Source organism: Paraburkholderia sp. Ac-20347 (assembly GCF_017104805.1).
GTDB lineage: Bacteria > Pseudomonadota > Gammaproteobacteria > Burkholderiales > Burkholderiaceae > Paraburkholderia > Paraburkholderia tropica.
Map to the genome: position 1 here is coordinate 1 of NZ_JAAGPN010000075.1, position 26,933 is coordinate 26,933.

Annotated in this window: 20 protein-coding genes; 11 read left to right on the forward strand and 9 right to left on the reverse strand. The window is 66.3% G+C overall.

Annotated features, from left to right (window positions below):
- Nucleotides 1-180: 180 nt before the first annotated feature.
- The 5 genes from G3N97_RS16515 to G3N97_RS16535 form a co-directional block, all read right to left on the reverse strand.
- Complete coding sequence (locus G3N97_RS16515; RefSeq protein WP_241030632.1) at nt 181-4,236, reverse strand: cellulose synthase subunit BcsC-related outer membrane protein; 4,056 nt, start codon at nt 4,234-4,236, stop codon at nt 181-183.
- Nucleotides 4,206-5,528 carry a cellulose synthase complex periplasmic endoglucanase BcsZ gene (gene bcsZ / locus G3N97_RS16520; protein ID WP_346778072.1) on the reverse strand — a complete coding sequence of 441 codons (1,323 nt, stop codon included), beginning with the start codon at nt 5,526-5,528 and terminating at the stop codon, nt 4,206-4,208. Before bcsZ ends, G3N97_RS16515 begins: the two co-directional genes overlap by 31 nt.
- Before the next feature lie 2 nt (nt 5,529-5,530).
- A complete protein-coding gene (gene bcsB, locus G3N97_RS16525) occupies nt 5,531-7,966 on the reverse strand; it encodes a cellulose biosynthesis cyclic di-GMP-binding regulatory protein BcsB (RefSeq protein WP_205994202.1) in 2,436 nt (811 codons plus the stop codon).
- Between the two features lie 743 nt (nt 7,967-8,709).
- Complete coding sequence (locus G3N97_RS16530) at nt 8,710-8,940, reverse strand: hypothetical protein (RefSeq protein ID WP_205994203.1); 231 nt, start codon at nt 8,938-8,940, stop codon at nt 8,710-8,712.
- Nucleotides 8,941-9,041: 101 nt separating this feature from the next.
- Nucleotides 9,042-9,677 carry a TetR/AcrR family transcriptional regulator gene (locus tag G3N97_RS16535; protein WP_205994204.1) on the reverse strand — a complete coding sequence of 212 codons (636 nt, stop codon included), beginning with the start codon at nt 9,675-9,677 and terminating at the stop codon, nt 9,042-9,044.
- A 609-nt stretch (nt 9,678-10,286) separates the two neighbouring features.
- Between G3N97_RS16535 and G3N97_RS16540 the strand changes: the two genes are divergently transcribed.
- The gene (locus tag G3N97_RS16540; RefSeq protein WP_205994205.1) at nt 10,287-10,955 is read left to right on the forward strand and encodes an O-methyltransferase; all 669 of its coding nucleotides are present in this window, start codon (nt 10,287-10,289) and stop codon (nt 10,953-10,955) included.
- Nucleotides 10,956-11,069: 114 nt separating this feature from the next.
- Here the strand turns inward: G3N97_RS16540 and G3N97_RS16545 are convergent, their stop codons facing one another.
- On the reverse strand, nt 11,070-13,325 hold the full coding sequence (locus G3N97_RS16545; protein WP_205994206.1) for a TonB-dependent receptor: 2,256 nt from the start codon (nt 13,323-13,325) through the stop codon (nt 11,070-11,072).
- Between the two features lie 597 nt (nt 13,326-13,922).
- Here G3N97_RS16545 and G3N97_RS16550 point away from each other — a divergent pair.
- Together G3N97_RS16550 and G3N97_RS16555 are read left to right on the forward strand one after the other, a co-directional pair.
- Nucleotides 13,923-15,083, forward strand: a complete 1,161-nt coding sequence (locus G3N97_RS16550) for a 4-oxalomesaconate tautomerase (RefSeq protein WP_205994207.1) — start codon at nt 13,923-13,925, stop codon at nt 15,081-15,083.
- 2 nt (nt 15,084-15,085) lie between these two features.
- Entirely contained in the window at nt 15,086-15,970 is an 885-nt protein-coding gene (locus G3N97_RS16555; protein ID WP_346778073.1) for a DUF1932 domain-containing protein, read from the forward strand.
- Between the two features lie 52 nt (nt 15,971-16,022).
- Here G3N97_RS16555 and G3N97_RS16560 read toward each other — a convergent pair whose 3' ends face one another.
- Both G3N97_RS16560 and G3N97_RS16565 read right to left on the reverse strand, forming a co-directional pair.
- Nucleotides 16,023-17,291: a LysR family transcriptional regulator gene (locus G3N97_RS16560; protein WP_205994208.1), complete on the reverse strand. Its 1,269-nt coding sequence runs from the start codon at nt 17,289-17,291 to the stop codon at nt 16,023-16,025.
- Nucleotides 17,288-17,989 (reverse strand): GntR family transcriptional regulator, encoded by a 702-nt coding sequence (locus tag G3N97_RS16565; RefSeq protein WP_205994209.1) that lies wholly within the window; start codon nt 17,987-17,989, stop codon nt 17,288-17,290. The genes G3N97_RS16560 and G3N97_RS16565 overlap by 4 nt, the downstream gene beginning before the upstream one ends.
- A 338-nt stretch (nt 17,990-18,327) precedes the next feature.
- Between G3N97_RS16565 and G3N97_RS16570 the strand changes: the two genes are divergently transcribed.
- The 8 genes from G3N97_RS16570 to G3N97_RS16605 all read left to right on the forward strand — a co-directional run bounded on the left by G3N97_RS16570 (nt 18,328) and on the right by G3N97_RS16605 (nt 25,722).
- Entirely contained in the window at nt 18,328-19,197 is an 870-nt protein-coding gene (locus tag G3N97_RS16570; RefSeq protein WP_065064836.1) for a gallate dioxygenase, read from the forward strand.
- Nucleotides 19,194-19,553 (forward strand): protocatechuate 3,4-dioxygenase, encoded by a 360-nt coding sequence (locus G3N97_RS16575; RefSeq protein WP_065064834.1) that lies wholly within the window; start codon nt 19,194-19,196, stop codon nt 19,551-19,553. The genes G3N97_RS16570 and G3N97_RS16575 overlap by 4 nt, the downstream gene beginning before the upstream one ends.
- A gap of 111 nt (nt 19,554-19,664) precedes the next feature.
- A complete protein-coding gene (locus tag G3N97_RS16580; protein ID WP_205994210.1) occupies nt 19,665-21,008 on the forward strand; it encodes an aromatic acid/H+ symport family MFS transporter in 1,344 nt (447 codons plus the stop codon).
- A gap of 169 nt (nt 21,009-21,177) precedes the next feature.
- On the forward strand, nt 21,178-22,281 hold the full coding sequence (locus G3N97_RS16585; protein ID WP_205994211.1) for a porin: 1,104 nt from the start codon (nt 21,178-21,180) through the stop codon (nt 22,279-22,281).
- 502 nt (nt 22,282-22,783) lie between these two features.
- Nucleotides 22,784-23,644, forward strand: coding sequence for a siderophore-interacting protein (locus G3N97_RS16590; protein ID WP_205994212.1), 861 nt, complete (start codon nt 22,784-22,786; stop codon nt 23,642-23,644).
- Nucleotides 23,645-23,678: 34 nt separating this feature from the next.
- Nucleotides 23,679-24,128: a Fur family transcriptional regulator gene (locus G3N97_RS16595; RefSeq protein ID WP_205994213.1), complete on the forward strand. Its 450-nt coding sequence runs from the start codon at nt 23,679-23,681 to the stop codon at nt 24,126-24,128.
- A 110-nt stretch (nt 24,129-24,238) separates the two neighbouring features.
- On the forward strand, nt 24,239-25,351 hold the full coding sequence (locus G3N97_RS16600) for an NAD(P)/FAD-dependent oxidoreductase (protein WP_205994214.1): 1,113 nt from the start codon (nt 24,239-24,241) through the stop codon (nt 25,349-25,351).
- A 77-nt stretch (nt 25,352-25,428) separates the two neighbouring features.
- Nucleotides 25,429-25,722: an antibiotic biosynthesis monooxygenase gene (locus tag G3N97_RS16605; RefSeq protein ID WP_346778074.1), complete on the forward strand. Its 294-nt coding sequence runs from the start codon at nt 25,429-25,431 to the stop codon at nt 25,720-25,722.
- A 73-nt stretch (nt 25,723-25,795) separates the two neighbouring features.
- Here G3N97_RS16605 and G3N97_RS16610 read toward each other — a convergent pair whose 3' ends face one another.
- On the reverse strand, nt 25,796-26,920 hold the full coding sequence (locus G3N97_RS16610; protein WP_065064825.1) for a CmpA/NrtA family ABC transporter substrate-binding protein: 1,125 nt from the start codon (nt 26,918-26,920) through the stop codon (nt 25,796-25,798).
- Nucleotides 26,921-26,933 lie beyond the last annotated feature (13 nt).

Sequence of the window (26,933 nt, forward strand, 5' to 3'; positions counted from 1 at the left end):
AGCGCGGGCGGCAGGCCGTCGATCGCCAGCGGCTCGCGCTGCGACAGGCGCGCGAGCAGCGAATGGCGCGGCGCGCGCGCATCGGCGGCCGGGCTTTGGGGAGCGCGGATAGGCTCGTTCATCGGGTCGCCCGGTTCGCGGTGGCGATGACGGTTCGGGTCGAAGTCTTCATACGATGCCTCAATATTCCGAGTATGGCCTGACAGGCGTCGGCGGGTAAGGCACCGGGCCATGCTGCGGCGAGAAGAAATAGCGCAGGTACACCAGGCCCACGTTCGGCGCGTAGTCGCGCGAGCGGTCCAGACGCATGCGGCCGCCCACCACGAAGTGCGGCGTCACGCGGTATTCGAGCGCCGCTTCCGCCGTGTAGCTGAAGCCGCCGCCCGAGCCGCCGCCGAAGAACGGATCGCCCGCGAGCGCCTGCAGATCGGGGCGCGTCGGGAAATAGGGCGAGCGGTCTTCGTTGGTGAACGACACGCCCACCGAGCCGTCGATTTCCCACGAAAGCTTGCCCCAGCGTCCGGTCCAGTCGAGCGGCAGGCTGAACGACAGATAGCTCTGCGGACTGTAATAACCGCCGTTGCCGAAGGTGTAGAAGTGCTCGTTCTTCGAATACTTCCAGTAGTTGATCGTCAGGCCGCTCGACACCGACTGGTCGGGCCGCTTCCAGACCGTCCAGTCGTAGCCGCTGCGCACCTTGAATTCCTGGTTGGTCGGCACGTTGGTGCCGGTCAGCAGGCCGAAGCCGAGGCTCGTGAACAGCGTGCCCGGCCCGAAGTCGTGCGCGCCGCGCACGGTCAGGCCGTTGCGCACCACGCCGCCCCAGGTTTCGCCGGTGATCGGATCGCGTCCGCCCGCATACGACACGAGGCTGCTCGTCATGGCGCGCCGCGAGAGGTCGACCGTCACCGACGCATGCTGGAAGTCGTAGCGATACAGCAGGCCGCCCAGCACGCTCGAGATCGGGAAGCCGATCGGCGTGCTGCCGATGTCGGCGCGCCAGCTCGTATTCGCGCCGCTGAATTCGTAGCCCGCCGCGAGCGCCACGCCGGTGGCGGTCTCGTTGATGGCGGGTACGTTCGCGTTGCTGAGCGCGGGCGACTTGCCGTAGTCGTACACGCCTTCGCTGCCCGCGGGCAGCGTGCCCGCGTTCAGATAGACCGTGTCGGCGTGGAAGAAGTAGTGGCCCGAATAGCCGTCCGGAATCCGCACGTAGAGCGGCACTTCCGTGGCGTGCAGCTCCGAGATGCCCGGATCGCCCGACAGATTCGACTGATACCACTCGGTCGCGATCTGCCCCTGGCGGCGGTCGTCGAGACCTTGCAGCGCCCGCGCGCCCGAGGTCAAACCGTCCGGACCGGCCTGCTCGCCCTCGGCCTGTTCCTGCACGAGCGAGCTGCGATAGAGGCTGGCGGCGTCGTTGTAATCGCCGCGCGACTGCGCCACGCGGCCCGCCTGGATCGTCACGTCCGAGCGGTCCGGATAACGCTCGCGCAGCGGATCGATCACGTCCTGCGCCTCCTGATTGCGCCCTTGCGCCGTGAAGCGCCGCGCGATCGCGAGGCGCGTGTCCACGTCGTCCTCGGGCGTGTCGGCGAGCACGTCGCGCACCAGTTGCGTGGCTTCGCGGTCGCGGCCCATGCGCTCGTACAGACGCGCCACGGTCAGACGCGCGTCGGCGTCGTTCGGATTGGCCGCGAGCACCTTTTGCGCCGCCGCCAGCGCGCCCTTGTAGTCGCCCTTCGCTTCGAGCAGATCGGCTTCTTCGAGCAGCCAGCGGCGATTCGACTTCAGGCGCGACGGCACTGCGTCGAGCGTGCGCTGCGCGCTGCGGAAGTCGCCGTTGTCGATCTGACGGTCGGTCGCGCGCACGGCCAGACGCAGTTCCTGGTCGTCCAGATCGGCGCGCTGTTCGTCGGTCAGGCCCGGCTGCGCGCGCGTGGCGTCGATCCATTTCGACCAGTCATCGTCGCGATTGGCGGCGCCCAGCAGTTCGCCGTAGCGCACGCGCGCGCCGTTCGCGCCGTCGTCGGACGGATGCGCGGCGAGCCAGTCCTGCACGAGCTTGAGCCCCTTGTCGGTTTCGCCGAGCGCGATCCACTCGCGGCCCACCGAGGCGAGCATCTGCGGATCGTTGGCCGCATTGGCGTCCGCGGCGGCCGAGTCGAGCAGCGCGCGGGCCTCGTCTTCCTTGCCTTGCGCGATCAGCTGGCGGGCCTGCGCGAGCTTCTTCTGCGCGGCGAGATTGCCCATCAGCTCGCGCATGCCGTCGCTGCGATCGGCGGCCGGCACGGCGTCGAGCTGCGCGGCGGCGGCGTCGATGTCGTCGACGGAATTCAGATACAGCGCCGTCGCGTAACGCATGTCGGGCGCCTGCGAGGCTTTCAGGCCGTCCTCCATCACTTGACGGCCGAGCGCGGGCAGATTCAGGTCGCGATACTGGCGCGCGAGCGTGAAGCGCGTCCAGGCGTCGTCGGGCGTGAGGCGCACGGCGTCTTCGAGCTTGGCGATGGCCGGGCTCTTGCGGTTTTCGGCGAGCAGCTGGTCGGCCTGGATCGCCAGCAGTTCGGCGTGCAGACGTTTCAGTTCCGCTTCGGAGCCCGACAGGCGCGGCGCCGTCGCGGTGATCAGCGGACCGATTTCGTTGTCGCGATGCGTTTCGCGCAGCACGGTGACGAGGCTGCGCAGCGCGTCGAGATCAGGCTCCTTCGCCGTCACGAGCGGACGCAGCACGGCTTCGGCCTCGCTCCACTTCTTCTGCGCCATCAGCGAATCGGCGAGCAGGCGCGTGGCCGTGGCGTTGCCCGGATCGAGCTTGAGCGCCTCGCGCGCGAGCGCTTCGCCCTGCTCGGGCTTGCCTTGCGCGTTGGCGTCGCGGGCGCGGCCGATGGTGCCCCAGATGGCCGCCGTGTGTTCGAGACTGCGCCACTTGCCGGCGTTGTCCGGGTCGAGCTTGATGGCGCGCGCGAACAGGGCGCGCGCTTCGTCCTGACGGCCTTCGCGCAGACGCACGAGGCCGAGCGCGCCGATCGTCTCGCCGTCGTTCGGGCTCGCGCGCTGGGCGGTTTGCAGCGACGCTTCGGCATCCTTGAGATCGCCGCGCGCCAGTTGCGCGAGACCCTGGTTGCGCGCGCGCGCGCCGGGGCCGGCCACGCGCACGCGCGACGTACCCGATGACGCCGACGAGCGCGCCGAACCTGATGAGGCGTTGCCGCTCGACGCCACGTTGTAGGGCTTGCCGTTCGCCGCCGCTGCATTGGCCTGCGCGGCGGCCTTCGGCCCGAGCTTCTTCGCGAGATCGGCGACGGTTTGCTGCGCGTCGGTGTCGTCGGGGACTTCCTGCAGATAGCGCAGATACCAGACGTAATAGGCCGGATCGTCGCGTCCTGCGCTGCCGAGCGCGCGTCGCCAGCGCTCCAGCGCGTCGGCGCGATTGCCGTCCTGACGCTGATATACGGTGTACAGCAGATTCAGTCCTTCCATGCGCGTGCTGGCGCGGTCGGTCAGCATGTCGCCGAGAATCAGCGCGGCGTCCGTATCGTTCGGATTGCGCTTCAGACGCGCGCGCAATTCGTCGATGACCTGCACGCGGCCCGCGTCCGTGCCCGCGACGATGCGGTAATAGTCGCGCGCGAGGTCGCCGCGCGGCGCGCCGTTCGGGAACAGCTTCTTCATGCGCGCGGCGGCTTCGTCGGACTTGCCGGCGCTGGAAAGCAGGCGGATCTGCGCGAGTTCGTTCTTGTCGCTGGTGGCGACGCGGAAGGCGTCGGACAGCTCCTGGGTCGCGGGCGCGTTCGGCGCGACTTTCTTCAGTTGCGCGAGCAGCTTGGCGGCTTCGGCCGTGTGGTTCGAGCGCAGTTCGATCTCGCCCATCAGCGCGAGCGAGTCGGGCTGCTGCGGATCGAACAGCAGCGCTTTCTGCACGAGACCGCGCGCCACATCGGGACGGTTCTTCGCCATCCACATGCGCGCCGCCGAGAGCAGTTGCGCGGCCTGAGCGGCGGGCGCGGCGGCGTTCGCGGCGGGCTGGCGCGTGTTCTGGGCGTTTTGCACGATCGGCGCGCTCTGGCCATTTTGCGCGCGCACGGCCAGCGGCGACGCGGCGATCAGCAGCGCGAGCATCGAGGCGATGCGGGCCGACAGCCGCGGCGCGAGCCGACGCGCGCGCGAGCCGGTGCCGACGTGCGGCGCTTTCGCGAGGGCGCTCATCGCGCTGCCGGGCATTGAGCCGTCCATGCGGGGATCACGCGGCCTTGCGCATCGAAGTGATAAAGGCTTTGCAGATAGCCGAGGCCGAACAGCATCAGCACGCTGCTGTAATACCCGGGCGGCGATTTTTGCGCGAGCGTGCGGCTGCGTTCGACCTGCGCGTCGGACAGATCGGTGCGGCCGAGTGCCGACAGATACGGCGCGACCGCCGCCGAAAAGCCGCCGTTGCCCTCGTTCGGGCCGGGCTCGCCGGTCTGCGTGTTGACGCGCTCGGGCGGAAAGCCGTGCGCGGCCACGAAGGCCGAGAGCGGCGCGAAGGTCGCGAGCGTCGCGCTGCGCGTCGGGTCGTCGTAAGCGAGCATGCCCGCCCACAGATAGACGCGGATCGCGTTATAGGCGCTTTCGGCGTGCGTTGGTTCGTCGGGGCCGAAATCGCCCTTGTTGCCCCGCGCGCGGTAGACGACCCAGTCGGGCGAAAAACCTTTCGGCGCGGTGCCGTTGACGAGCTTCGCCGAGCTGCCGAGCAGCGACTTCCACTCGGGACGTTCCTTCTCGGGCATCGCGAGCGTGAAGCGGCGCATGACCTGCAGCGGCACGTAGCTCGGATTCAGACGCCACGTGGTCTTGTCGAGCGTGAAGCCCACCGGACCGGGCAGCACCGTGCGGCCGAGGCCGGGCAGCGTGGCCGTCTCGCGGCGCAGGATGTTGCGCGCCATCACCGTGCCGATCGCCGTGTAGCGGCGCACGTTCCAGAGGCGGCCGGCTTCGAGCAGCGAGTAGGCGATCCAGATATCGGCGTCGCTGGCGGAGTTGGTGTCGATCACGCCCCACGTGCCGGTTTGCGTCTGCGTAGCGGGGCTGGACGACGCCGCCGACGCCGCCGACGCCACGACCGGCGCGCCGTTTTCGTCGATGTCGGTGCGCCCCCAGATCCACGCGGGCAGATGCGCCGCGAGATCGCCCTGGGCGAGATTGTTCTCGGTCCACGCGAGGATCTTGTCGAAGGACGCGCGGTCGTTCGCGACGAGCGCGAAGAAGAGCGCGTACGACTGGCCTTCGGAGACCGTCACCTGGCGCGGCGAACTGGCGTCGATCACGCGTCCGTCGGCGGACAGCAGCGCGCTCTTGAACGCGGTCCAGTCGGACCACGCGCAGGCAGGCGCTTGCGGCGCGGCAACCGACGCCGTCTTTGCGGCAGGCGTCTTCGCGTTCGCAGCGAGCGCGGACGTGGGCGCGCCGAGCAGCAGCGGCGCGAGCGCGCAGGCGCTGGCCGCGAGCCAGCGCGTGAGGCAGGGCTTGGCCCTCAACCCGGTCGGCACGTTCAGTCTCCGGTGCGGCGGGCAGCCATGCGTCCGAGCGCCCAGAACACCGTCAGCGCGACGATCAGGCCCGCGAGAATCCCGGCCACGGCCATCAGCGACGGGTAGCGCGAGATATGCACCCAGGCGCGCGCGTACCAGGGCAGATCGCCGACGAAATAACGCTCGCCCACGCGCAGCCCTTCGACTTCGTTCTGGCGCACCACGGTCAGGTCGCCGTGGATCGCCGCGACCTTGCCGCTGTCTTCCAGCGCGTCGAGCACGTCGCCGAGCTGCGCCGACGAGGTGCTGGAGAGCGCCACCACGCTGCGTCCCGATTTGAGCGGCGACTCGAAGCCGATCAGCGCCGCCATCGGACCGCCGAGCGAGACGATCGAGCGGCCCGCGGGCCTCGGCTCGTCGTCGTCCTCGGTGCCGCCGAGCCAGCCCGGCCAGCCGCTCTTCTGGTCGCGCGTCGTCACTTCGGTCTTGCCGCGCTCGATCAGCAGCGGCAGATCCTTGCCCCATTTCGCGAGCAGATCGGCGCCCGAGCCCGAACCGATCACGAGCAGGTCGTCGCCGCTCACGCTGTCGATCTTGCTGGCGGGCACGAGCGTCGCGCGCAGCGCGGGCAGGCCGGTCCACTGGCCCATGTGGCCGAGCATCGTCAGCACGGCTTCCTGGTCCTGCGCGTTCGGCGTGTCGGGAATCACGATGGCCGTCTGCGCGAGGTCCGCCATGCGCGTGAACGGATAGCCGCTGTTGGCGAAGAAGGCGAGATTCGGCAGCGCCGTGTAGTGCGCGAAGCCGCTGAAGTCGATCACCGAATCCGGGTCGATGGCGGCGCGCGCCACGTCGGCGGCGGTCGAGGTGCACAGGCCGGTCTTCTGCGAATCGATATGGAACTGGAACTGGAACTGGTTGTTCGAGCCCACGCGGAAGGCCGGGATTTCGATGTTGCTGTTGGCGCGCGCGTCGGTGCCCGAGAGCAGCGGCACGCTGATGCGCGTTTCGTCGGAGGCGCGCGTGACGGGCTTCAGACGCTGCGAGCGCACGAGCTGATCGTTGATGCTGACGTTGAGGATCGAATCGTTCCACGTCGACGGCGCCGTGTAGCGATAGCGGATGTCGAGCGGCACATTGGTGCGCGCCCACGCGTACAGGTCGGCGGGCACGCGCATGTTCACGCGGATCGCGGGCGGGTTGTAGCCCGACACCTGCAACTGCTGAGGATCGCTGACCAGCTCGCGCATCAGCACGGGGCGGTCGGTCGGCACCCAGTTCGGCGCGTCGTAGGGCTTGCGCGCCGGACCCAGATCGACCGACTGCACGATCACGCTGCTGCCCGCCATGCCGGCCTGGCCGAGCACGAGGGCGTCGGCGGCCTTCTCCAGTTCCTCGGGCGTGCGGCCCGCGAGCACCAGCAGCTTGCGGCCGGATTGCGGATCGGCGGCCGGGTTGCTCATCACGCTGATCGTCGGGCCTTTGATTTCGGGCAGCGAGATGCCTTCCGGCACCTGACCCGGCAGCGCGAGCACGACGGCGTTGGCGTCGGCGGGCGCCGTGCGCGTGACCGGGAAGCGTGCGCCGCGATAGCTCGCGAGTGCGCCGAGCCACGACGACACCACGCCGGCCGCATGCAGCGTCGGTACGCCCGCGTTGGCGGCGAGCACGAACGGCACGCGCAGCAGGCGGTTGTCGTGACGGTCGAAGAACGGCACCGGCAGCAGCGCGAGGCTGTTGGGCAGATTGATGCCCGCGGTGTTCAGCGTGAGCGTGGTCTGCGGCGCGACGTCGGTCCACAGCGTCGTGTGATACGGGTCTTCGCAATGATCGAGCGTGTAGTGCGCGATCATCTGCACGCTGATGCGGTTGTAGTCGGTGAACAGACGCGGATCGAGATTGATCTCGCTCGTCACGAGCTGGCCGGCGCTTTCCTTCACGAGCGGAATCGTCGCGACCACTTCGCCGTTGACGAAGACTTTCAGATGCGAAAGCGGATAGATCAGCGACGGCGAGTACGTATACATGAGGCGCAGCTTCGCGCTCGTCACGACTTCGTCGGTGCGCACGTCGACGTTCATGTAGCCGGTCGGATCGAGGCCGCGCAACTCCATCGGCCCGTACACGCCCATGTCGCGCAGCGAAAACACATGCGTGCGCGGCGGGCCGAGCGGCGCCGGATTGGCGTTGTCGTTGGGCATCGCGACGGTGCCGGGCGCGGTCTGGATCACGGCGGGACCGGCGCCTTGCGCCGACGTTGCCGAGATGGCTGCCAGGTTCGTTGCATTCGCAGCGGACGCCGGCGCGCTGCCGGGCGTCTGGGCATTGGGCGTGCCTGGCGCGGTGGTTTTGCCGGCGGCGGTCGCGGGGGCGGGCTTGTCGGCTGCGAGCAAACTCGATCCCACCAACAGCCCGGCGATCAACGCACCCAGGCGGACATGAACGGAAACTCGCATCGCAAACGGCCCTTTGTCTTATTCGCGACGACTGCCCCGAATTCGCACAGTCAGCCGTCTAGTGATGTTGGCGGTCTCGCAATACCCGCCTGATCCGGGAACAGCGCCAACGCTTTATTTTGAGATTCGTCGGAGTTTATCCGACTCTGCTCAATAGCGACATGGGATTGAGCACTGTTTATCCAGGTTGAATTGTTAAACAACGTCATTGCGTCCCGAATAGTCGTTTTCGCGCAACGCGAATTGACTAATGCGATTTAAGCGATACCGGTATTCCCTGGTATCGAAGTCGTTGGACGGCATAGTGCGCTGCGCTTATTCATCGCGAATCGGAGAAAAAAGCGCGCGCCAATCCGCGGCAATGTGAGTGGGTATTCGTATGCCGAATGCGCCAATCCGGCCACTGCATACAGCATGCCAAACGATTGCGCGGTGGTTTTGTGTGAGCTTCGCGGCTGGCGGAGTGACGAGGCGGCTCGATCTCGAACAGTACATGAGCGCCGCGAGAGGCGACTGGCGAGTGAGCATAGGCGGTCAGACGAAACACGGCTCAAAAACGCGCAAACGATTGCGTACATTGGTACGGGCGGGCGTGGCGGAGGGGCGGTCTTGAGCTGTTTTCGTCCTTGTCCGCGTCGCCATGTCGCCAGGCGGCCACGCGGTGTTCATCCATCGCTTACTGGAAACCAATGGCGTCGACGCGGACCCGATCGAGGAACTGCATCGCACACTTCGCGAGTCGATCAGTTCGAGTTTGCAATCCGCGTTTCGCTCGTGTGCAGCTTTAATTGATTAGCGATCCTGATTGCGTGATGGGGAAGGACGATCCGCTCGATTTCGCAAAACCAACTATCGAATTCGACTAACCGCAATTCATGCTTCGGCTGCATCGCATTTGCGTGAATACGAAAAAAGAATGCGCGCAGGGCGGCGATGAAATTGGCAAATGCATTCTGCCGAATCGCGCATTCCATGGTTCATTCCTTCGTCAATACGCAATACGCCACGCGCAAAAAAAAGCGCCAAGGTCTGAGAAAACCTTGGCGCCTGTTTTCAGTTGTCTCTAATCCGTCGATTAATCGACCGGTTTGATCAGCCCCGCGATGGATTCGCGCGCGCGCGCGGCGACATCGTTCATATCCGGCATTTGCCGATAGCTGATCGCGGCAATCAAATGCGTGCCGATCACGGCGCCGAACAGCATGTCGGCCATACGATCGACATTCACGGGCGCGATACGTCCGCGTTCGATCAGCAATGCGAGCCGCGATTCGAGAAACTGCTTGCTGCGATGAATGCCCTGATCGTAATAGTGCTGGCGAATCTCGGGAAAGGCATTCGATTCCGCAATCACCAGACGGCTCACGGTCACATGCCGTTCGCTCAGCACGTAATGGGCCATTTCGGCGAGCGCGGCTTCGAGCACGGCTTGCGGCGAGAGCGCGTCGTCGACTTCGTGCTGCACGTCGGGGAACGACTCGGCGTCGGCTACCAGCGCGCGGAACAGTTCTTCCTTGGTGGGGAAGAGTTCATAGATCGTGCGCTTCGAGGTTTCGCACACGCGCGCGATATCGGCCATGCTGGTCGCGGCGTAACCGGACAGCTTGAACAGGCCTTCGGCCGCCTTGAGTATCTGCTCGCGGCGCGCTTCGCGCGTGATCGTTACCGGCCTGCCCCGGCCGCGTGCGACGGGGGGAGCTTCGGCGGGCATAGTGGTATCGGTATCCAATGGGCACCTTGATGATAGAACGAAGTTCTCCGCACGCTTCGTACTGCACAGCGAATCATGCGCGTGCACCAGGACGATGCGCAATGCGCGGTCGGTCCAAGGTTGCAAACCTGAAGCAATTGGAGAACGAACGCGTGAATACTATCAAAGATGCTGCATTGAACGGATGAAAACGTCTTGCAATTCCTTGCGAAAGATATCGTAAGGATAAATGGGCGCATGACGTCAATTCATCTTCGGCAAATAGCGCCATTCGCGTGGGCTAAACGAAGGCGAATCCGGATTTAATCCGTCGAGAAAGCCGCAAAAAACACCGAATCGCAACGATTCGCCACAACGCGATGATGAATCGGCAATTATTGCGGCTTAGCGTCGCGTGCGGTCTGGTAAGCGTTCAATCGGAACGCAGGCATGGAAAATTTACCGGCGCAGTTGACGATATCCAGCACGCCGCGCAGGTAAAACCCGCGCCGTCGCACGACGGCATCTCGTTGCGCGCGAACCTGCGTGCCTCGCGACGACTGCGCTAAGCTTGCCGCGTCCACCTGATTGCACACTGCACATCACTGCACGATTCCGAGGAGCGCAGGAATGAACGAGCAAACCTGGCAAGCCGTCGACGACTGGTTCACCGAACGCCTGATCGGCGCTGACGACGCCCTCGACCACGCACTCGCCGCGAGCGAGAAAGCGGGCCTGCGGTCCATCAACGTCGCGCCGAATCAGGGCAAGTTTCTGCATCTGCTCGCGCGTATCCAGGGCGCGAAACGCATTCTCGAAATCGGCACGCTGGGCGGCTATAGCGCGATCTGGCTCGGGCGTGCGCTGCCGCCCGGCGGTCAGCTCGTGTCGCTCGAATACAGCCCGGAAAACGCGGCCGTTGCGCGTGCGAACATCGCGCATGCGGATCTCGCGGACCGCGTGACGGTGGTCACGGGTCTCGCGCTCGACTCGCTCGACGCGATGCTGGCGGAGCACACGGAGCCGTTCGATTTCGTCTTTATCGACGCGGACAAAAGCAATAACGCGAACTATCTCGACCGCGTGCTGAAACTCTCGCGTCCGGGCACGGTGATCGTCGCCGATAACGTGGTGCGCCGCGGCCGCATCGCCGACGCCGACGATCACGACGCCGACGTCACGGGCTTGCGCGACTACTTCGACGAGGTGAGCGCCGACAAGCGGCTCGACACCACGGCCGTGCAGACGGTCGGCAGCAAAGGTTGGGACGGCTTCGCGATCACGATCGTCGGCGCCTGACGAAACGCGCGCGCAAACCAGAACGCGCAAACCAGAACGCGCCATAAAAAAACGCCGGGCTGCCTCCGCAGCACCGGCGTTTTTCATGCCTGGGCGAACATCGCCCGCGCGGTCTTAGAAGTCCGTCGTCATCGAGAACAGCACCGTGCGCGGCGCGCCCATCGTCAGATAGCCGCCGGTCGTCGAGCTCCAGTACGCCTTGTTCGTCAGGTTGTAGACGTCGGCGCGGAAGGTGGTCGGACGGCCGAACACGCTGGTCTTGTAGCGCGCGCCGAGATCCACCGTGTCCCACGCCTTGATCGACAGCGTGTTGGTCGCGTTCAGATACTGCGGACCCGTGTGCGTGTAGCGCGCCGAGAACGTCAGCCCCTGCACCCACGGCAGATCGTATTCCGCGCCCAGGTTGAACATGAAGCTCGGCACGCCGATCGGACGATTGCCGTCGTTGGTGCCCGTGTCGAGCTGCACCGCGTTGATGTAGGTCGCGCCCGCCATCAGACGCACGCCCTTGTAGACTTCGCCGAACACCGAGGCTTCCACGCCGCGATGACGCTCGTTGCCGTCGGCGACGAAATAGCCGGACGCGTTGGTGTAGGTCTGCGGCTTTTCGAGCTGATACAGCGCCAGTTGCGCGCCGAACTTGCCGCTGTCGTACTTCGCGCCCACTTCATATTGCTTGGTGCGTTCCGGCGCGAGCAGCGCGTTCGCGTTCATCGCCGAGGACGGCGCCTGGCTGCCCGCCGAGAGCGACTCGCTGCGGTTCGCGTAGATCGAGATGTGCTCGGTCGGCTTGAACACGATGCCGAACAGCGGCGTGGTGATCGAATCGTTGTACGCCTCGGTCTGCAGCAGCGTCGACGACGAATACGCGTTCGAGACGATTTCCTGATGACGCACGCCGACCGTGAACAGCACGCGGTCGTGGAAGAAGCCGAGCGTGTCCGACGCCGCGACGCTGCGCATCAGGCTCGTCGAGGTGAGCGGCAGATTGCCGTCCAGACCCTGCGAGTAGTACTTCGACGGCGGAAACGCGACTTGCGGCGTGTCGTAAAGGTCGGTGTTGAAACTGCCCGACATGTTCCACGCGGACTCCGTGTGCACGCTCACGATCGACGCGCCCGCCGTCACGAAGTGGCTCACCGGACCGGTGTTGAAGTGGCCGCGCACGCCGACTTCCGCCGAGGCCGCGTCTTCCTTGCGCGGCACGTACATGCGCGAGGCGGTCGTGAGCGTCGGGTCGGTGTAGTAGGGCGACGAATACTGGCCGCTTTCGGTGCTGTGCCGCGTGCCGCCCGCCACGTAGGCGGTCCAGCCCGGCAGGAAGTCGTATTCGGCGCGCAGGATGCCGACCGTGTCTTCGGTCTGGCTGGAGGACCACGTCTGGCCGTAGTTGTAGCTCGCCGAGGGCACGGCCGGAATCGTGTCGCCGGAGACGTAGGTCACCGGGCGGCCGTCCGACACATGCTGGTGCTGATAGAGGAAGTCGGCTTCGAGACGCAGCTTTTCGCCGCGATAGTCGAGCGCCACGGCCGTCTGGTTGTTGCGGCGGTGTTCGCCGTCGATGCTCGTTTCGCCGTCGCGGTTCGCCTGGTTCACGCGAATGCCGAACTGGTCCTGATCGCCGAAACGGCGGCCGACGTCGACGTGCGTGCCGAACTCGCCCGAGGCGCTGCCGTCGAGCGTGACTTCGGTCAGCGGCTTGTCGTCGGCGCGCTTCAGTTGCAGGTTCACGCTGCCGCCGATCGAGCTGCCGTTCGGCGACGCGCCGTTCAGGAACGCGCTCGCGCCCTTGAACACGTCCACGCGCTCGATGGCGGGCGTTTCCACCATCTGGCGCGGCGTGATGCCGTAGAGGCCGTTGAGCGAGACGTCGTCGCTGTCGAGCTGGAAGCCACGGATGACGTAGACCTCCTGGAAGTTGCCGTAGCCGTAGGCGGTGCGCACGGCCGGGTCGTTCGAGAGCACGTCCGCGATGGTGCGCGCCTGTTTGTCCTGAATCGCCTTGGCCGTGTAGGTCGTCATGCTGAACGGCATGTCGATGTTCTTCTGCTGGCCGAGCGCGCCGAAATTGCCGCCGCGCGCGACCTGACCGCCGCCGTAGGTCGGCGCGAGGTCGCCGGGCAGCGCCTCTTTGGCCGCTTGCACCTTGACGGTGGGCAGCGTGGCGTTGCTCTTGCCGGCGGTGCCGGTGCCTGTGTTGCTGGCGTCGGCGCTGCCGCTCGTCTGCGCGAACGCGGCGGCGGGCAGGGCGAAGGCCACGGTAATGGCGGCGAGGATGGCGTGACGGGAGGCGGAGACGGCGGGCTGGAACGGCGACTTCGGCGTATCGGCCGCAGCAGGACGCGGCACGGACAAACGGGGTGCGGACATAAAAAAATCGAAACGGTGTAAGTCGTTATTGCCGCGCCGCGATGCCAGCGTGAGTGCGTGGCTCCCGGGCGGTGCTTTGGTCTGGCGAGCGCGCGCCGCCGCGCGGGAGCGCGTCCGGGTGGCCGTCAAAATGTATGCGGATTGTATATGCTAATGAGAACGATTGTTATTCCAAATTACAAAGCGACTGCGTGTATTCGGTGTTTACACAACACTGACGGTGTATTTCAGCGGGGCTACGGCAAGGAAACGTCAGAAATAGAAACAGGGTCGGATATTTAATCTGGCGCGAAGTCGTGATATAGACGCCGCGAAATGCGAGCGCGGGCCGGGCGCCGCTCCGCAAACCTGCATATCCGAGCAATTTCGGCCCTTCGTCCGCGCCTCAAAAGCGGCCCGCAAGCGCCGCACGAACGGCCTCGATCCCGGCCGCGCTAGCGCGCAACGCGCGTCGCGTACATGGCTCATAAGCAGATTCGATGGCATTCGCCGCCAGTTTCGGTGGTGCGCGCCCGCCCGCGCTCCCTAAAATGAACCGAAGCGCGCCGCGCGTCATGCGGCGCCGTACGATCGACGAGACCAGGAGGGGCGGTAGCAATGAGCGCAGCAGGCAGTCAGCAACCAGGCACGGCAAGCGGGACGGAAAACAGGACGGCAACGCAGGGCGTCGGCCAGACGCGCATCCGCTGCATGCAGATGCGCGGCGGCACCTCGAAGGGCGCGTACTTTCTCGCCTCCGACCTGCCCGCCGATCCGGCCGCGCGCGACCGCGTGCTGCTCGCCGTAATGGGCTCGCCCGATCCGCGCCAGATCGACGGCATCGGCGGCGCCGATCCGCTCACCAGCAAGGTGGCGATCGTCTCGCCCTCCACGCGCGCCGACGCCGACGTCGACTATCTGTTCGCCCAGGTCGTGGTGGACGAGGCGCGCGTCGACTACGGCCAGAACTGCGGCAACATTCTCGCGGGCGTGGGCCCGTTCGCGATCGAGCGCGGGCTCGTCGACGCACGCGACGGCACGACCGCCGTCGCCATCCACATGCTCAATACCGGACAGATCGCCGTGGCGAGCGTCTCGACGCCCGGCCGCCAGGTGCAATACGACGGCGACGCGCGCATCGACGGCGTGCCCGGCACGGCGGCCGCGATTCCGCTGGCGTTTCGCGACACGGCCGGTTCGACCTGCGGCGCGCTGCTGCCGACGGGCAATCTCAAGGACACGATCGACGGCGTCGAAGTGACCTGCATCGACAACGGCATGCCGCTCGTGCTGATTCGCGCGCGCGATCTCGACCGCACCGGCTACGAAACGCGCGACGAACTCGACGCCGACGAAGCGCTCAAGGCGCGCGTCGAAGCGATTCGTCTCGCCGTGGGGCCGCGCATGAATCTGGGCGACGTGAGCGCGCGCACGGTGCCGAAGATGTGCCTGATCGCGCCGCCGCGCGCGGGTGGCGCGATCAGCACGCGCAGCTTTATTCCGCATCGCTGCCACGCGTCGATCGGCGTGCTCGGCGCGGTGAGCGTGGCGACGGCGGCTGTGCTGCCCGGCACGGTCTGCGACGGCATCGCCGAACTCGGCGACGCGAGCGACGTGAAGCGCCTCGCGGTCGAGCATCCGACCGGCGAATTCACCGTCGAGCTGACGCTCGCGCACGAAAACGGCGCGACCGAGGTGACGGGCGCGGCGCTGCTGCGTACGGCGCGCTGGCTGTTCGACGGCGTGGTGGGCGTGCCGTCCGCCGTCTGGCGCGCCTGATCGTGAACGCGACGCCCGCCGCCTTCGAACGCGTCGCTTTCGTCGGCTTCGGCGAGGCGGGCGGTATGCTCGGTGCGGCGCTGGCCGCGCGCGGCGTGAGCGTTTCGATGTACGACCTGCGGCTCGACGCGCTGCGCGAGAAGGCGCGCGCGGCGCAGGTGCGCGCCGCTTCCACGCTGGAGGACGCCATCGACGGCGTGGAGCTGGTCGTGTCGGCGGTGACGGCGCAGTCGGACATGGACGTCGCGCACGCGTTGGCCGAACGTCTCGCGCCGGGCCAGATCGTGCTCGACATCAATTCGGTTTCGCCGCAGACGAAGCAGCACGCGCAGTCGTGCATCGAAGCGGGCGGCGCGCATTACGTGGAAGCCGCGGTGATGGCGCCGGTGCCGCCGTACGGTCTCGCGGTGCCGATGCTGCTGGGCGGCGCGCGGGCGCGCGAGGTGAGCGCGCGGCTGAACGCGAACGGCTTGCGGACCGAGGCCGTGGCGGAGCGCGTCGGCGTGGCCTCGGCGGCGAAGATGTGCCGCAGCGTCATGATCAAAGGCATCGAAGCGCTGACCGTGGAATGTCTGCGCGCGGCGCGCAGCTACGACGCGGAAGCCGTGGTGCTTGCTTCGCTATCCGAAACATTGTCCAGAATGCAGCGCGACGCCGACCTCGCGGGCTATCTCGTCAGCCGCGTGGCCGAGCATGGCCGCCGCCGCGCGGGCGAAATGCGCGAAGTCGCGCAAACGCTGCGCGACGCGGGCGTGGAGCCGTTCATGAGCGAGGCGTGCGCGCGCTTGCAGGACGGTTTCGTCGATGCGATGCAGGCGCGCGGCATCGCGTATGACGATCTGGACGCGCCGTTCGACTGGCGCGCCCTGTTCGATCGCCTGCTTTAGTGCGTTTGCAGTAGTGCGTTTGCAGTAGTGCGTTTGCGGAAGTGCGTCCGCGCTAGCGCGCCTGCGCCGCCATTCTTCCTTCGATCACCCGCACGGCCGGCGCGGCTTCGGCGACCGCCAGACGGATCGCGTCGATCAGCGCGCGCGCGGCGGGCGAGGGCGCGCTCTGCGCCCGCAAGGTCAGGCCGATTTCGCGCCGCGTGTTGTGCAGCGGCACGTCGAGCACCACGAGTTGCCCCGACTCGATCTCATAGTGCAATTGCTGCGCCGACAGCGCCGCGATCATATCCGTGCCCATCAGCAGGCCGCGAATCACGGCGAGGTCGGCGGTCTCGACGGTCGGCATCGGCGGCTTCAGTTTCAGGCGCTTGAACTGCGCCTCGAACAAACCGCGCGCGGGCGAGTGCACGCGCGACAGAATCCATTGCGCGTTGCGCAGATCGCTGACGTTGAGCGCGTTTTGCTGCGCGAGCGGATGACCGCGCCGCGCGAGCACGACCATGTCTTCGGCCATCAGACGCTCGTTCGTGAGACCGCTCGCGGCGTCGTTCTCGCGCAGCGCACCGAGCACGAAATCGACGTCGCCCGCGCGCAAGCCCGCCACCAGCAACTCGTACGCGCTTTCGTCCGTGACCACGCGCACGCCCGGATGCTGCGCGCTCATGCGTGCGATCGCGGCGGGCAGGATCAGCGTGCGCCCGAGCGGCAGCGCGCCCACCGTCACCGAACCCTGAATGCTGCCGTGCAGGGCGGCGATATCGTCGGGCACGTGGCGCAGTTCGTTGAGCGCGCGGCGCACGTGCAGCAGAAAGGTTTCGCCTTCCGCTGTGAGCTGCACGCCGCGCGGACTGCGGTGAAACAGCGTGACGCCCGAGCCGCTTTCGAGCACGCGCATCGCGCTGCTCACGGCGGGCTGGCTGATGCCGAACGCGCCGGCCGTGCTCGGCATGTGCCGGTGCCGTGCGAGCGCGACGAACAATTGCAGGCGGCGCGTGTTGAGCAGATAAGCGGGCAGCGTGCCTTCGCCGAGCGCGCGGCGGCGCGTCTGCCGCGCGGCGCACCAGTGCGCGAGTTCTTCGAGTTCGCCGAAGATCCGCGCGCAGCGGTCGAGCACCACGCGCCCGACGGCCGTGGGCAGCATGCCAGAGGGCTTGCGCTCGAACAGCGGCTCGCCGAGGGCGGTTTCGAGTTCCTGCACCGAACGCGTGACGGCCGATTGCGCGCGATAGAGCGCGGCGGCGGCGCGCGTGGCGCTGCCGGTGTCGGCGACCAGACGGAACGCACGCAGGTGCGCGAGATTGAGCAGGTCGGGCGCGTTCATGCGGCCCCCGCGATCAGATGCAGATGCTCGACCGAGAGATTGAGACTCTCCTTCGAAATATGCGTGTGCTCTTTCATGAGCGCCTCGACGCGCGCGCCCTCGCCGTTCAGCAACGCGCCGACGATGGCGTGGTGCTGGCGGTGCGCGTACGCGAGCATCATGTATTGCTGCTGGCGCGCGGCGTCGTCGAACACCACCGTGCCCGGCGAGACGAACGGAATTTTCTCGTTCAGGCCGAGCGCCGCGCTGATCGCGTGGCTGTCGGCGGCGGCCACGATCAGCGCGTGAAAGCGACCGTTGACGTCGGCGTAACGGGTTTCGGCGGCGTTGTCGAGCGCGCCGGGGCGGAAGATGTCGTCGCCTTCGCGCAGGCAGTCCTGCAGCGCGCGCGCGAGCGCCGGCTCGACGCCGCGTTCGGCCACGCGGCGCGCCGCGAGCCCTTCGAGCACGCCGCGCACGTCGATGGCGTTGAGCACGTCGGTCACACTGAAGCAGCGCACGGTGTAGCCGCGCGCGCCCGAGCGCTCGACGAGGCCTTCGGTGGCGAGCACGCTCAGCGCGTAGCGCAGCGGCGTGCGCGAAATGCCGAGCCGTTCGGCGAGCTGCGCTTCGACGAGACGCTGCCCCGGCGCGAGTTCGCCGGAAAGAATGCGCGTGCGCAGCGCCTGCACGATGGTTTGCTGGGTTGTCTCGTTCATGTCGCTATCTTGCGCGAGGCCGGGCGCCCGGCTTGGGGCACGGCCTTGCGAGTTTGTTCTTTTGGTATCTGTTTCGTTTATGGCGGGCTTGCGCCGCGTGGGTCGGGCACGGTGTCCCGAGGTCAGTTCAGGATACCAAAAAGCGTTATGGCGCGCGGGTTTCGGCGCGCCGCCACGCAGCGGAAAATGCAGAAAACCCCTGCTTTCATGCGTAATGGCATCAAAATAGTGGATAACCCTGACTTACCGCCGCACCCTGCGTTCTGTAATTTCGTATCCCAATTGATGGGCTCTTGCGAAAGCGAGAGCGTGAACTGCGGTAATCGAGGAATAACAGCATGGCAAGGATTGTGGGCGGCATCGGTACTTCGCATGTACCGACGATCGGCTTGGCGTACGACAAGGGCAAGCAGAACGAGCCTGCCTGGGCGCCGCTCTTCAAGGGGTACGAACCCGTGGCCGAGTGGCTCGCGCAGCGCAAGCCGGACGCGCTCGTGATGTTCTACAACGATCACGCCAACAGCTTCTTCTTCGACTGCTATCCGACCTTCGCGCTCGGCGTGTCGCCGCAGCACGAATTCGCCGATGAAGGCGCGGGCAAGCGTCCGCTGCCCGATATCGCCGGGCATCCCGATCTCGCGATCCATATCGCCGAGCAACTGGTGAACGACGAGTTCGACCTCACGGTGTTCCAGGACAAGCCGCTCGACCACGGCTGCAACTCGCCGCTCTCGCTGATGCTGCCGCACGACGGCGGCTGGCCCACGGCGCTGGTGCCGTTCGAAGTCAACGTGCTGCAGTATCCGCTGCCCACGGCGAACCGCTGCTACCGGCTCGGCCAGGCGCTGCGCCGCGCGATCGAATCGTTCGATCAGGATCTCGACGTGGTGGTGGTCGGCACGGGCGGCCTCTCGCATCAGGTGCACGGCGAGCGCAGCGGCTTCAACAACACCGAGTGGGACATGGAGTTTCTCGACCTGATCGTGAACGATCCCGAGCGGCTCGCGCGCATGAAGCACGTCGATTACGTGCGCCTCGGCGGCGCGGAAAGCGTCGAGACGATCATGTGGCTCGCGATGCGCGGCGCGCTGGCGCCGACGATCCGCGAGGTGCATCGCAACTACTATCTGGCGACCAGCACGGCGATGGCCGTGACGATCTACGAGAACGTCGAGTCGGACGAAGACAAGAGCGGAGCCGCGCAATGAATCCGCAACTGATCGGCATCGAGGAACTCACGGGCACCTACCCGTTCGACATTCGCCAGAGCATGAAGGCGATGCGCCTGAACCGCTTCTTCTGGATGATGCGCACGCCCGCCGCGCGCGAACTGTGGCTCAACGACCGTCCTGCCGCCTATGACGCGGCGGCGCTGACGCCGCAGGAACGCACGCTCGTCGACAACACGGACTGGCTCGGGCTCATTCAGTACGGCGTGTGCTTCTTCGTGCTGGAGAAGTTCGCGCGTGTGGTGAAGATCACGAACCTCGGCATGTACGCGAGCATGCGCGGCGAGACGCTCGAAGCGTTCCTGAAAACGCGACAGGTGCCGGACGCCGTCTGATCTCCGCACGGCGCGCGCCGCCCCCACGGCGCGCCGCTGAATCTGCTTCGCAGCACAACTCACGTACCGACGAAGTGCGCGAGCGGGGAAATATTTATCTCGGAGACACGCATGAATTCTGCCGACGCAGTGGATATCAAGGGCTTCATCGACGGACGGCGCATGTCGGGCTGGCAATGGCTCGTACTCGCGCTCTGCTTCCTGATCGTGACGCTCGACGGCCTCGATACGGCCGTGATGGGCTTCGTCGCGCCCGTGGTCATGAAGGAGTGGGGCATCTCGCGCGCCGCCTTCGGACCGGTGATGAGCGCCGCGATGGTCGGCCTCGCGATTGGCGCGCTGGTCGCGGGCCCGTTCGCCGACCGCATCGGCCGCAAGAAAGTGCTGATCGGCTCGGTCGGCTGCTTCGGCCTCTTCAGCCTGCTGTGCGCCTTCGCCAATACGCCGACGGAACTCGTCGCACTGCGCTTTCTCACGGGCCTGGGTCTCGGCGCCGCGATGCCCAACTCGACCACGCTGCTCTCCGAGTACGTGCCGTCGAAGAGCCGCTCGCTGCTGCTCACTATCATGTTCACCGGCTTCAACTTCGGCTCGGGCGGCGGCGGTTTCATCGCGGCCGCGCTGATGCCGCACTTCGGCTGGCGCGGCGTGTTCGTGTTCGGCGGCGTGCTGCCGATCCTGTTCGTGCCCGTGCTGATGCTGCTGCTGCCGGAATCGGCGCGCTTCCTGCTGGTGCGCCGCTTCTCGGCCGAACGCATCGCGGCGACGCTCTCGCGCGTCTGCGGCCATCGCTTCGCACAAGGCACGCGTTTCACCTCGCCGGAACCGGCGGTGATCGCGAAAGCGCCCGTGCGCATGCTGTTCTCGGACGGCTACGCCATGAGCACGCTGATGCTGTGGGTCACCTACTTCATGGGTCTGCTCATCATCTATCTGCTGACCGGCTGGCTGCCCACGCTGATCAAGGACGCGGGCCTGCCCGTGGAGCGCGCGGCGGCGATCACCGGCATGTTCCAGCTCGGCGGCACGGTCGGCGCGATTGTCGTCGGTTTCGCGATGGACCGCATGGACCGCAACGTCGTGATCGGCGCGGCGTACCTGCTGGGCGGCGTGTTCATCTTCGCGCTCGGCATGGGCAGCCTGCAGTCGAGCATGCTCACGCTGCTCGTCACCTGCGCGGGCTTCTTCATGAGCGGCGCGCAGACCGGCCTCAACGCACTCGCACCGTCGTGCTACCCGACCCGCGCCCGCGCCACCGGCGTGAGCTGGATGCTCGGCTTCGGACGGCTCGGCGGCATTCTGGGCTCGTTCGTAGGCGGCGTGCTGCTCTCGCTCGGCTTCAGCTTTGCAGCGGTGTTCTCGGTGCTCGCCGTGCCCGCGCTGATCGCGGCGGTCGCGATCCTGCTCAACCGGCTCGCGCTGCGCTTCATCAGCGTGCCGGTGGCGGACGCCTGAGCATCGCGCTTCGCCGCACATAACAAAAAAGACGTCGCTTCTCGCACCAATCAGAAAGATCGCGGCCGCAAGGCCGCACCCACCGACCGGCCATCAAACGGGGCGGCTGGCGGATACAACATCGATAAACGCTGAACAACACACGACGTTCAAACAGGAGGCTTGGAGAATGGCAAACAATAAGCAGTACAAAAAAATCGTGATCGCGCTGGCGGGGCTGACGTGCGCCGGATCGGCGCTCGCACAGAGCAGCGTCACGCTGTACGGCATGATGGACACCGGTATCACCTACGTGAGCAACCAGGGCGGCCATCACAACCTCAAGATGGACGACGGCGTGAACGGCCCGAACCTCTGGGGCCTGCAAGGCACTGAAGACCTCGGCGGCGGTCTGAAGGCATTCTTCCAGCTGACCAACCAGTTCCAGGTCGACAACGGCAGCTTCATGCCGAACAAGAGCCTGTTCAGCCGTACGTCGATCGTAGGTCTGAGCGACGAGCGCTTCGGCAAGCTCGCGCTCGGTAACCAGTACGACTTCATGACGGACGCGCTGTACTTCTCCGGCGACGATCCGGCCGAACTCTCGGGCCACTTCTACGACTTCCGCGCGGGCCCGTTCACGAAGCTCGCGCTGCCGAGCAACGCGACCGGCGCGTTCGACTGGGACCGCATGGCGGGTGAGACGGTCAACAACTCGGTGAAGTACACGTCGGCGGTCTACAACGGCTTCAGCGCGGGCGCGATGTACAGCTTCGGCAACGTGGCGGGTTCGATCGGCACGGGCAACGGCCAGAGCTTCGCGCTGAACTACGCGCAGAAGAGCTGGGGCGTGAACGCCGCGTACACGAACCTCAAGTACGTGGTGTCGGGCGAAGGCGATGTGAGCGTGCGTAACTGGGGCGTCGGCGGCCATTTCCGCTTCGGCAACTGGATCACGAACGCGCTGTTCACGACGGTGCACAACTCGTACAACGGCGGCTCGGTCTACGAAGGCTCGGTCGGCGCGCATTACTACTTCACGCCGGCGCTGAGCGCGGGCGCGTCGTATATGTACATGAAGGGCAACGATGTCGTCGATAACAACCACGCGCATCAGGTGGCGGCGATCGTCGATTACGCGCTCTCGAAGCGCACGAGCGTGTACGTGCTCGGCGTGTATCAGCGCGCAAGCTCGGGCGGCTTCGCGCAGATCAACGGCATGAACAGCTCCGATGGCGCGTCGAGCGGCCAGACCCAGGCTGTCGCGCGCGTGGGTCTGCATACGAAGTTCTAAGCGCAGCGCATTTTTCCGCGTGTGAAGGCCGCGTCTTCCGGAAGGGGGCGCGGCTTTTTTGTTGAATGGGGCGGGTGGTGTTGATCGTTCGATATCCTGATTAATTTTTGTTGGGTAAATCCCTGTATGCAGGCGGGTTTTTCACCCGCGCGCTGACGTTCTCATCAATCATTGAACGCAAGCCTGCGCGATGCCTCGCGCTCACGGCCGCCGTCGTTATCCTCGACAACAACTCACACATCCCCGATCTCCATAAAACGCGGGCGCACGGCCAGACCGTCGCCCCGCGTCAGCCTGCGCGTTTTTCGCCGCCGGCATCTGCCGCCTCTCACAATAGTCCTTGACGGATTATCTTAAGATATATATCTTAAGATATATATCGTCTCAAAAAGCGCCATCGCCCCGCGTAGAAATTCGGGCCGGATGGTGCTTCCGGCGCACCGACCAGCACCCCGCGAGCGCGGCGCCACGCGCATCGCGCCGCCCAACCGGAGGATCTCCGATGACCGATCACAGCAACCCGACCAGCAACAACAGCGATAACAGCCACAACGTCAACAGCGTCGCCGCCGAACGCACGCCCGAGCGCGTGCGCCATGAGCTCAAGCGCCGTCTGCTGCAGGTGGCGCGCGTCGACATGATCACGCCGCATCTCAAGCGCATCACGCTCACGGGCGAGGATCTGCACGACTTCGTGTCGGCGGGTTTCGACGACCACGTGAAGGTGTTCTTTCCCGAGCCCGGCGCGGATCGACCGGTGCTGTCCGAAGGCGGTCCGGGCACGCCGCCCGCGCCCGGCGAGCCGCGTCCGACGATGCGCGATTACACGCCGCGCCGCTTCGATACCGAGGCGCGCGAACTGGCCATCGACTTTGTGATCCACGAAGCGGGACCGGCCACGGAATGGGCGTCGCAGGCGCAGCCGGGTCAGTATCTGGCCGTCGGCGGACCGCGCGGCTCGTTCGTGATTCCGGACGGCTTCGACTGGTACTGGCTGATTGGCGACGAAAGCGCGTTGCCCGCCATCGCCCGCCGTCTCGAAGAATTGCCCGCGGGCGTGCAGGTCGTCGCGACGATCGAAGGCCGCGACGCGCAGGCGCGCATCGCTTTCGACACGCGCGCGAATGTGCAGGAGCAATGGTGCTACGCGAGCGAGCAGGGCGAGAGCGCGCTGCTCGACGCCGTGCGCGCGACGCGTCTGCCGGAAGGTCAGGGCTACGTGTGGGCGGCGGGCGAGTCGGCGGTGATGCGCGCCGTGCGTCAGCATCTCGCCGAGGAGCGCGCGATCCACAAGTCGCGCATCCGCGCGTCGAGCTACTGGAAGCGCGGCGCGACCGGCGTGCACGAAACGCTCGATGATTGAGCGCTCACTCACGCCGATGGAGACCCCGCCGCGCATGAACGACACCCGCAAGCACGCGAACAGGCAAACGAGCTCGCAAGCGAACCCGCTCGAACAGCAGCTGCGCAACGCGGGCCTCAAGCCCACGTTGCCGCGCATGGACATCTTGCGCGCGTTCCGCGCGGACGATCGTGCGCACGTTACCGCCGCCGAGTTGTATCTGGAATTTCAGCGCAGCGGCAATGCCATCGGCATCGCCACCGTGTATCGCGTGCTGGCGGATCTCGAATCGCACGGCATCATCAAGCGCGTGCAGATCGGCAACGGCAAGGCGCGCTTCGAGCTGGCGAACACGGGCCGCCATTTTCATATCGTCGATGTGAACGGCGGCGAGATCGTCGAACTCGCCGATCAGGTGCTGCTCGCGCGTCTCGACGAACTCGTGGCGCAAGAGGGCTACCGTATCGTCGATCTGCAACTGAACGTGTACGTGCAGCCCGTTTGACGCAATAGCGCGGCGGCGCGCGCGCTCCGCATCAAATCTTCCTTCGTCCGTGACGAACGCGGCACAATAGCGCCATCGCGGAGATCTCGCGTCATGAGGAAGGAAGTTCGATGACTGACACGGTCGATTGCGTCGTGATCGGTGCGGGCGTGGTCGGGCTCGCCGTCGCGCGCGCGTGTGCGCAGCAGGGCTGGGAGACCATCCTCGTCGAGGCGGAAAACGCCATCGGCACCGGCACCAGTTCTCGCAACAGCGAGGTGATCCACGCGGGCATTTATTATCCGCAAGGCTCGCTCAAGGCGCGGCTCTGCGTGCAGGGCAAGCGGCAGCTCTACGCGTATTGCGCGGAAAAAGGCGTGCCGCACGAGCGCTGCGGCAAGTTCATCGTCGCCACGCATGACGGGCAACTCGATGCGCTGCGTGCGATCCGCGCGGCAGCGGCCGCCAACGGCGTGGACGATCTGCGCTGGCTCGAACGCGACGCCGCACTCGCGAAGGAACCTGCGCTCAACTGCGTGGCGGCGCTCGAATCGCCGTCGACGGGCATCGTCGACAGTCACGCACTGATGCTCGCGCTGCAAGGCGACTTCGAAGCGGCGGGCGGCATGCTCGCGTTCTGTTCGCCGCTGGCGGGCGGCGTGGCGAAAGCGGGCGAACCCATTCTGCTGAAAGTCGGCGGCGACGAGCCAATGGAACTGCTCGCCAGACGCGTGATTAATTGCGCCGGGCTTTACGCGCAGCAGGTCGCGTCGGCCATCGAAGGCGTGCCGCCCGGGTCGATTCCGGCGGGCCGCTATGCGAAGGGCAATTACTATTCGCTGGCGGGCGCGGCGCCGTTTTCGCGGCTCATCTATCCGATTCCCGAAGCAGGCGGCCTGGGCGTGCATCTGACCATCGACCTCGGTCATCAGGCGCGTTTCGGCCCGGACGTCGAATGGATCGACCACATCGATTACACCGTCGATCCGCGCCGCGCCGCGAGTTTCTACGCGGCGATCCGCACCTACTGGCCTGCGTTGCCCGACGGCGCGCTGCAACCGGGCTACGCGGGCATCCGACCGAAGCTCGCGGACGGCGCGCACGGCGGCGACTTCGTGATTCAGGGCGCGGACGAACATGGCGTGAGCGGGCTCGTCAATCTGTACGGCATCGAGTCGCCGGGACTGACCGCCTCGCTCGCCATCGCCGACGAGGTGATCGCGCGGCTACGCGCGGAGGCGTGATAACGTGTCGGGCGCGCGTGCCATGCGTTGATGGGCGCGCGCCTTCATAACAGCAAGAGAACAGTAAGGAGCGAAACGTGGTCTACGAAATGGCGCACATCACGGTGCAGGCGGGCAAGAACGCCGAATTCGAAGCAGGCGTGGCGCAGGCGCTGCCGCTCTTTCATCGCGCGCGCGGCTGTCGTGCGGTCGAGCTTCAGCGCGGCGTGGAAGAGCCGAACCAGTATGTGCTGGTCGTGCAGTGGGACACGGTCGAGGACCACATGGTGCACTTTCGCGAGTCCGACGACTTCCAGGAATGGCGCCGTCTGGTCGGCCCGTTCTTCGAAAAGCCGCCGGTCGTGGGTCATACGGAAGTGGTCGTGAAGTAACGCGTGAAGTAATGCTTGCAGATTTGTCTCTCGCGCGGCAAGCCCTCAAGCTCGCCGCGCGTTCGAAGCCTGGTCAAGCCTTGATTTCGAATCCGTCCACATAGCCGGCCGGATCGGCGCTATCCCACTTGCGCCCGTCAACGAACACAGGCGCATCGAATGTTTCCGGCACCGCCACGCCAATCGCGGCCGCCGCTTGCCGGTACAACGCCGTCTGATTGATCGCCGCGGCAAGCTGCCGGTAATCGTCGCGTCGCGCCATCATTCCCCAGCGTTCGAACTGCGTGAAGAACCACATTCCTTCGGATTCCAGAGGAATGTTCACCGTGCCGTCCGAGAAGAACTTCATACGCACGGCATCCGGCAGACCCTCGCCTTCGAGCCGTTCCGCGATCAGCGCGGCATCCACGCCCAGCATCTCGGGCCGCGCGAGCCATTGCGCGATTTCCTTGCGATGCCCCGCGCCGTCGAGCCATCGGCAGGCTTCGAGCATCGTGCTGACGAGCGCGCGCGCGGTGTTCGGATAACGCGTGACGAAATCGCGCCGGCAGGCCAGCACTTTCTCCGGATGATCGGGCCAGATTTCGCCGCTGCGGATCACCGTGCGTCCCATGCCGCGACGCTGCGCGAGCGACGGCCAGGGCTCGCCGACGCACAGACCGTCGAGGCGTTCCTCCGCGAGCGCGGCGACCATTTGCGGCGGCGGAATCACCACGCTTTCGATGTCCCTGAGCGGATGCACGCCTTGCGACGCGAGCCAGTAATACAGCCACATCGCATGCGTGCCGGTCGGAAAGGTCTGCGCGAACACGGGCGTGCGCCCCAGCGTGGCGAGCGCGCGCGGCAGCGTGCCGTGTTCCGCGAGCGCGTCGGCGAGACGGTTCGACAGCGAGATCGCCTGGCCGTTGCGGTTGAGCACCATCAGCGCGGCCATGTCGGTCTGCGGGCCGCCGATGCCGAGCTGCACGCCGTAGACGAGGCCGTAGAGCGAATGCGCGGCGTCGAGCTCGCCGGCGAGCAGCTTGTCGCGCAGCGCGGCCCACGAGGGCTGGCGCGAGAGTTCGAGCGTGAGCCCGTGCGCGTGGCCGAATTCGAGCAGCTTGGCGGCGACCACGGGCGCGGCGTCGGCGAGCGGCACGAAGCCGATCTTCAGATGGGTTTTTTCGGGCGGCGCGGCCGCGCGGGTGGATTCGTTCATGACGTTCGACGCT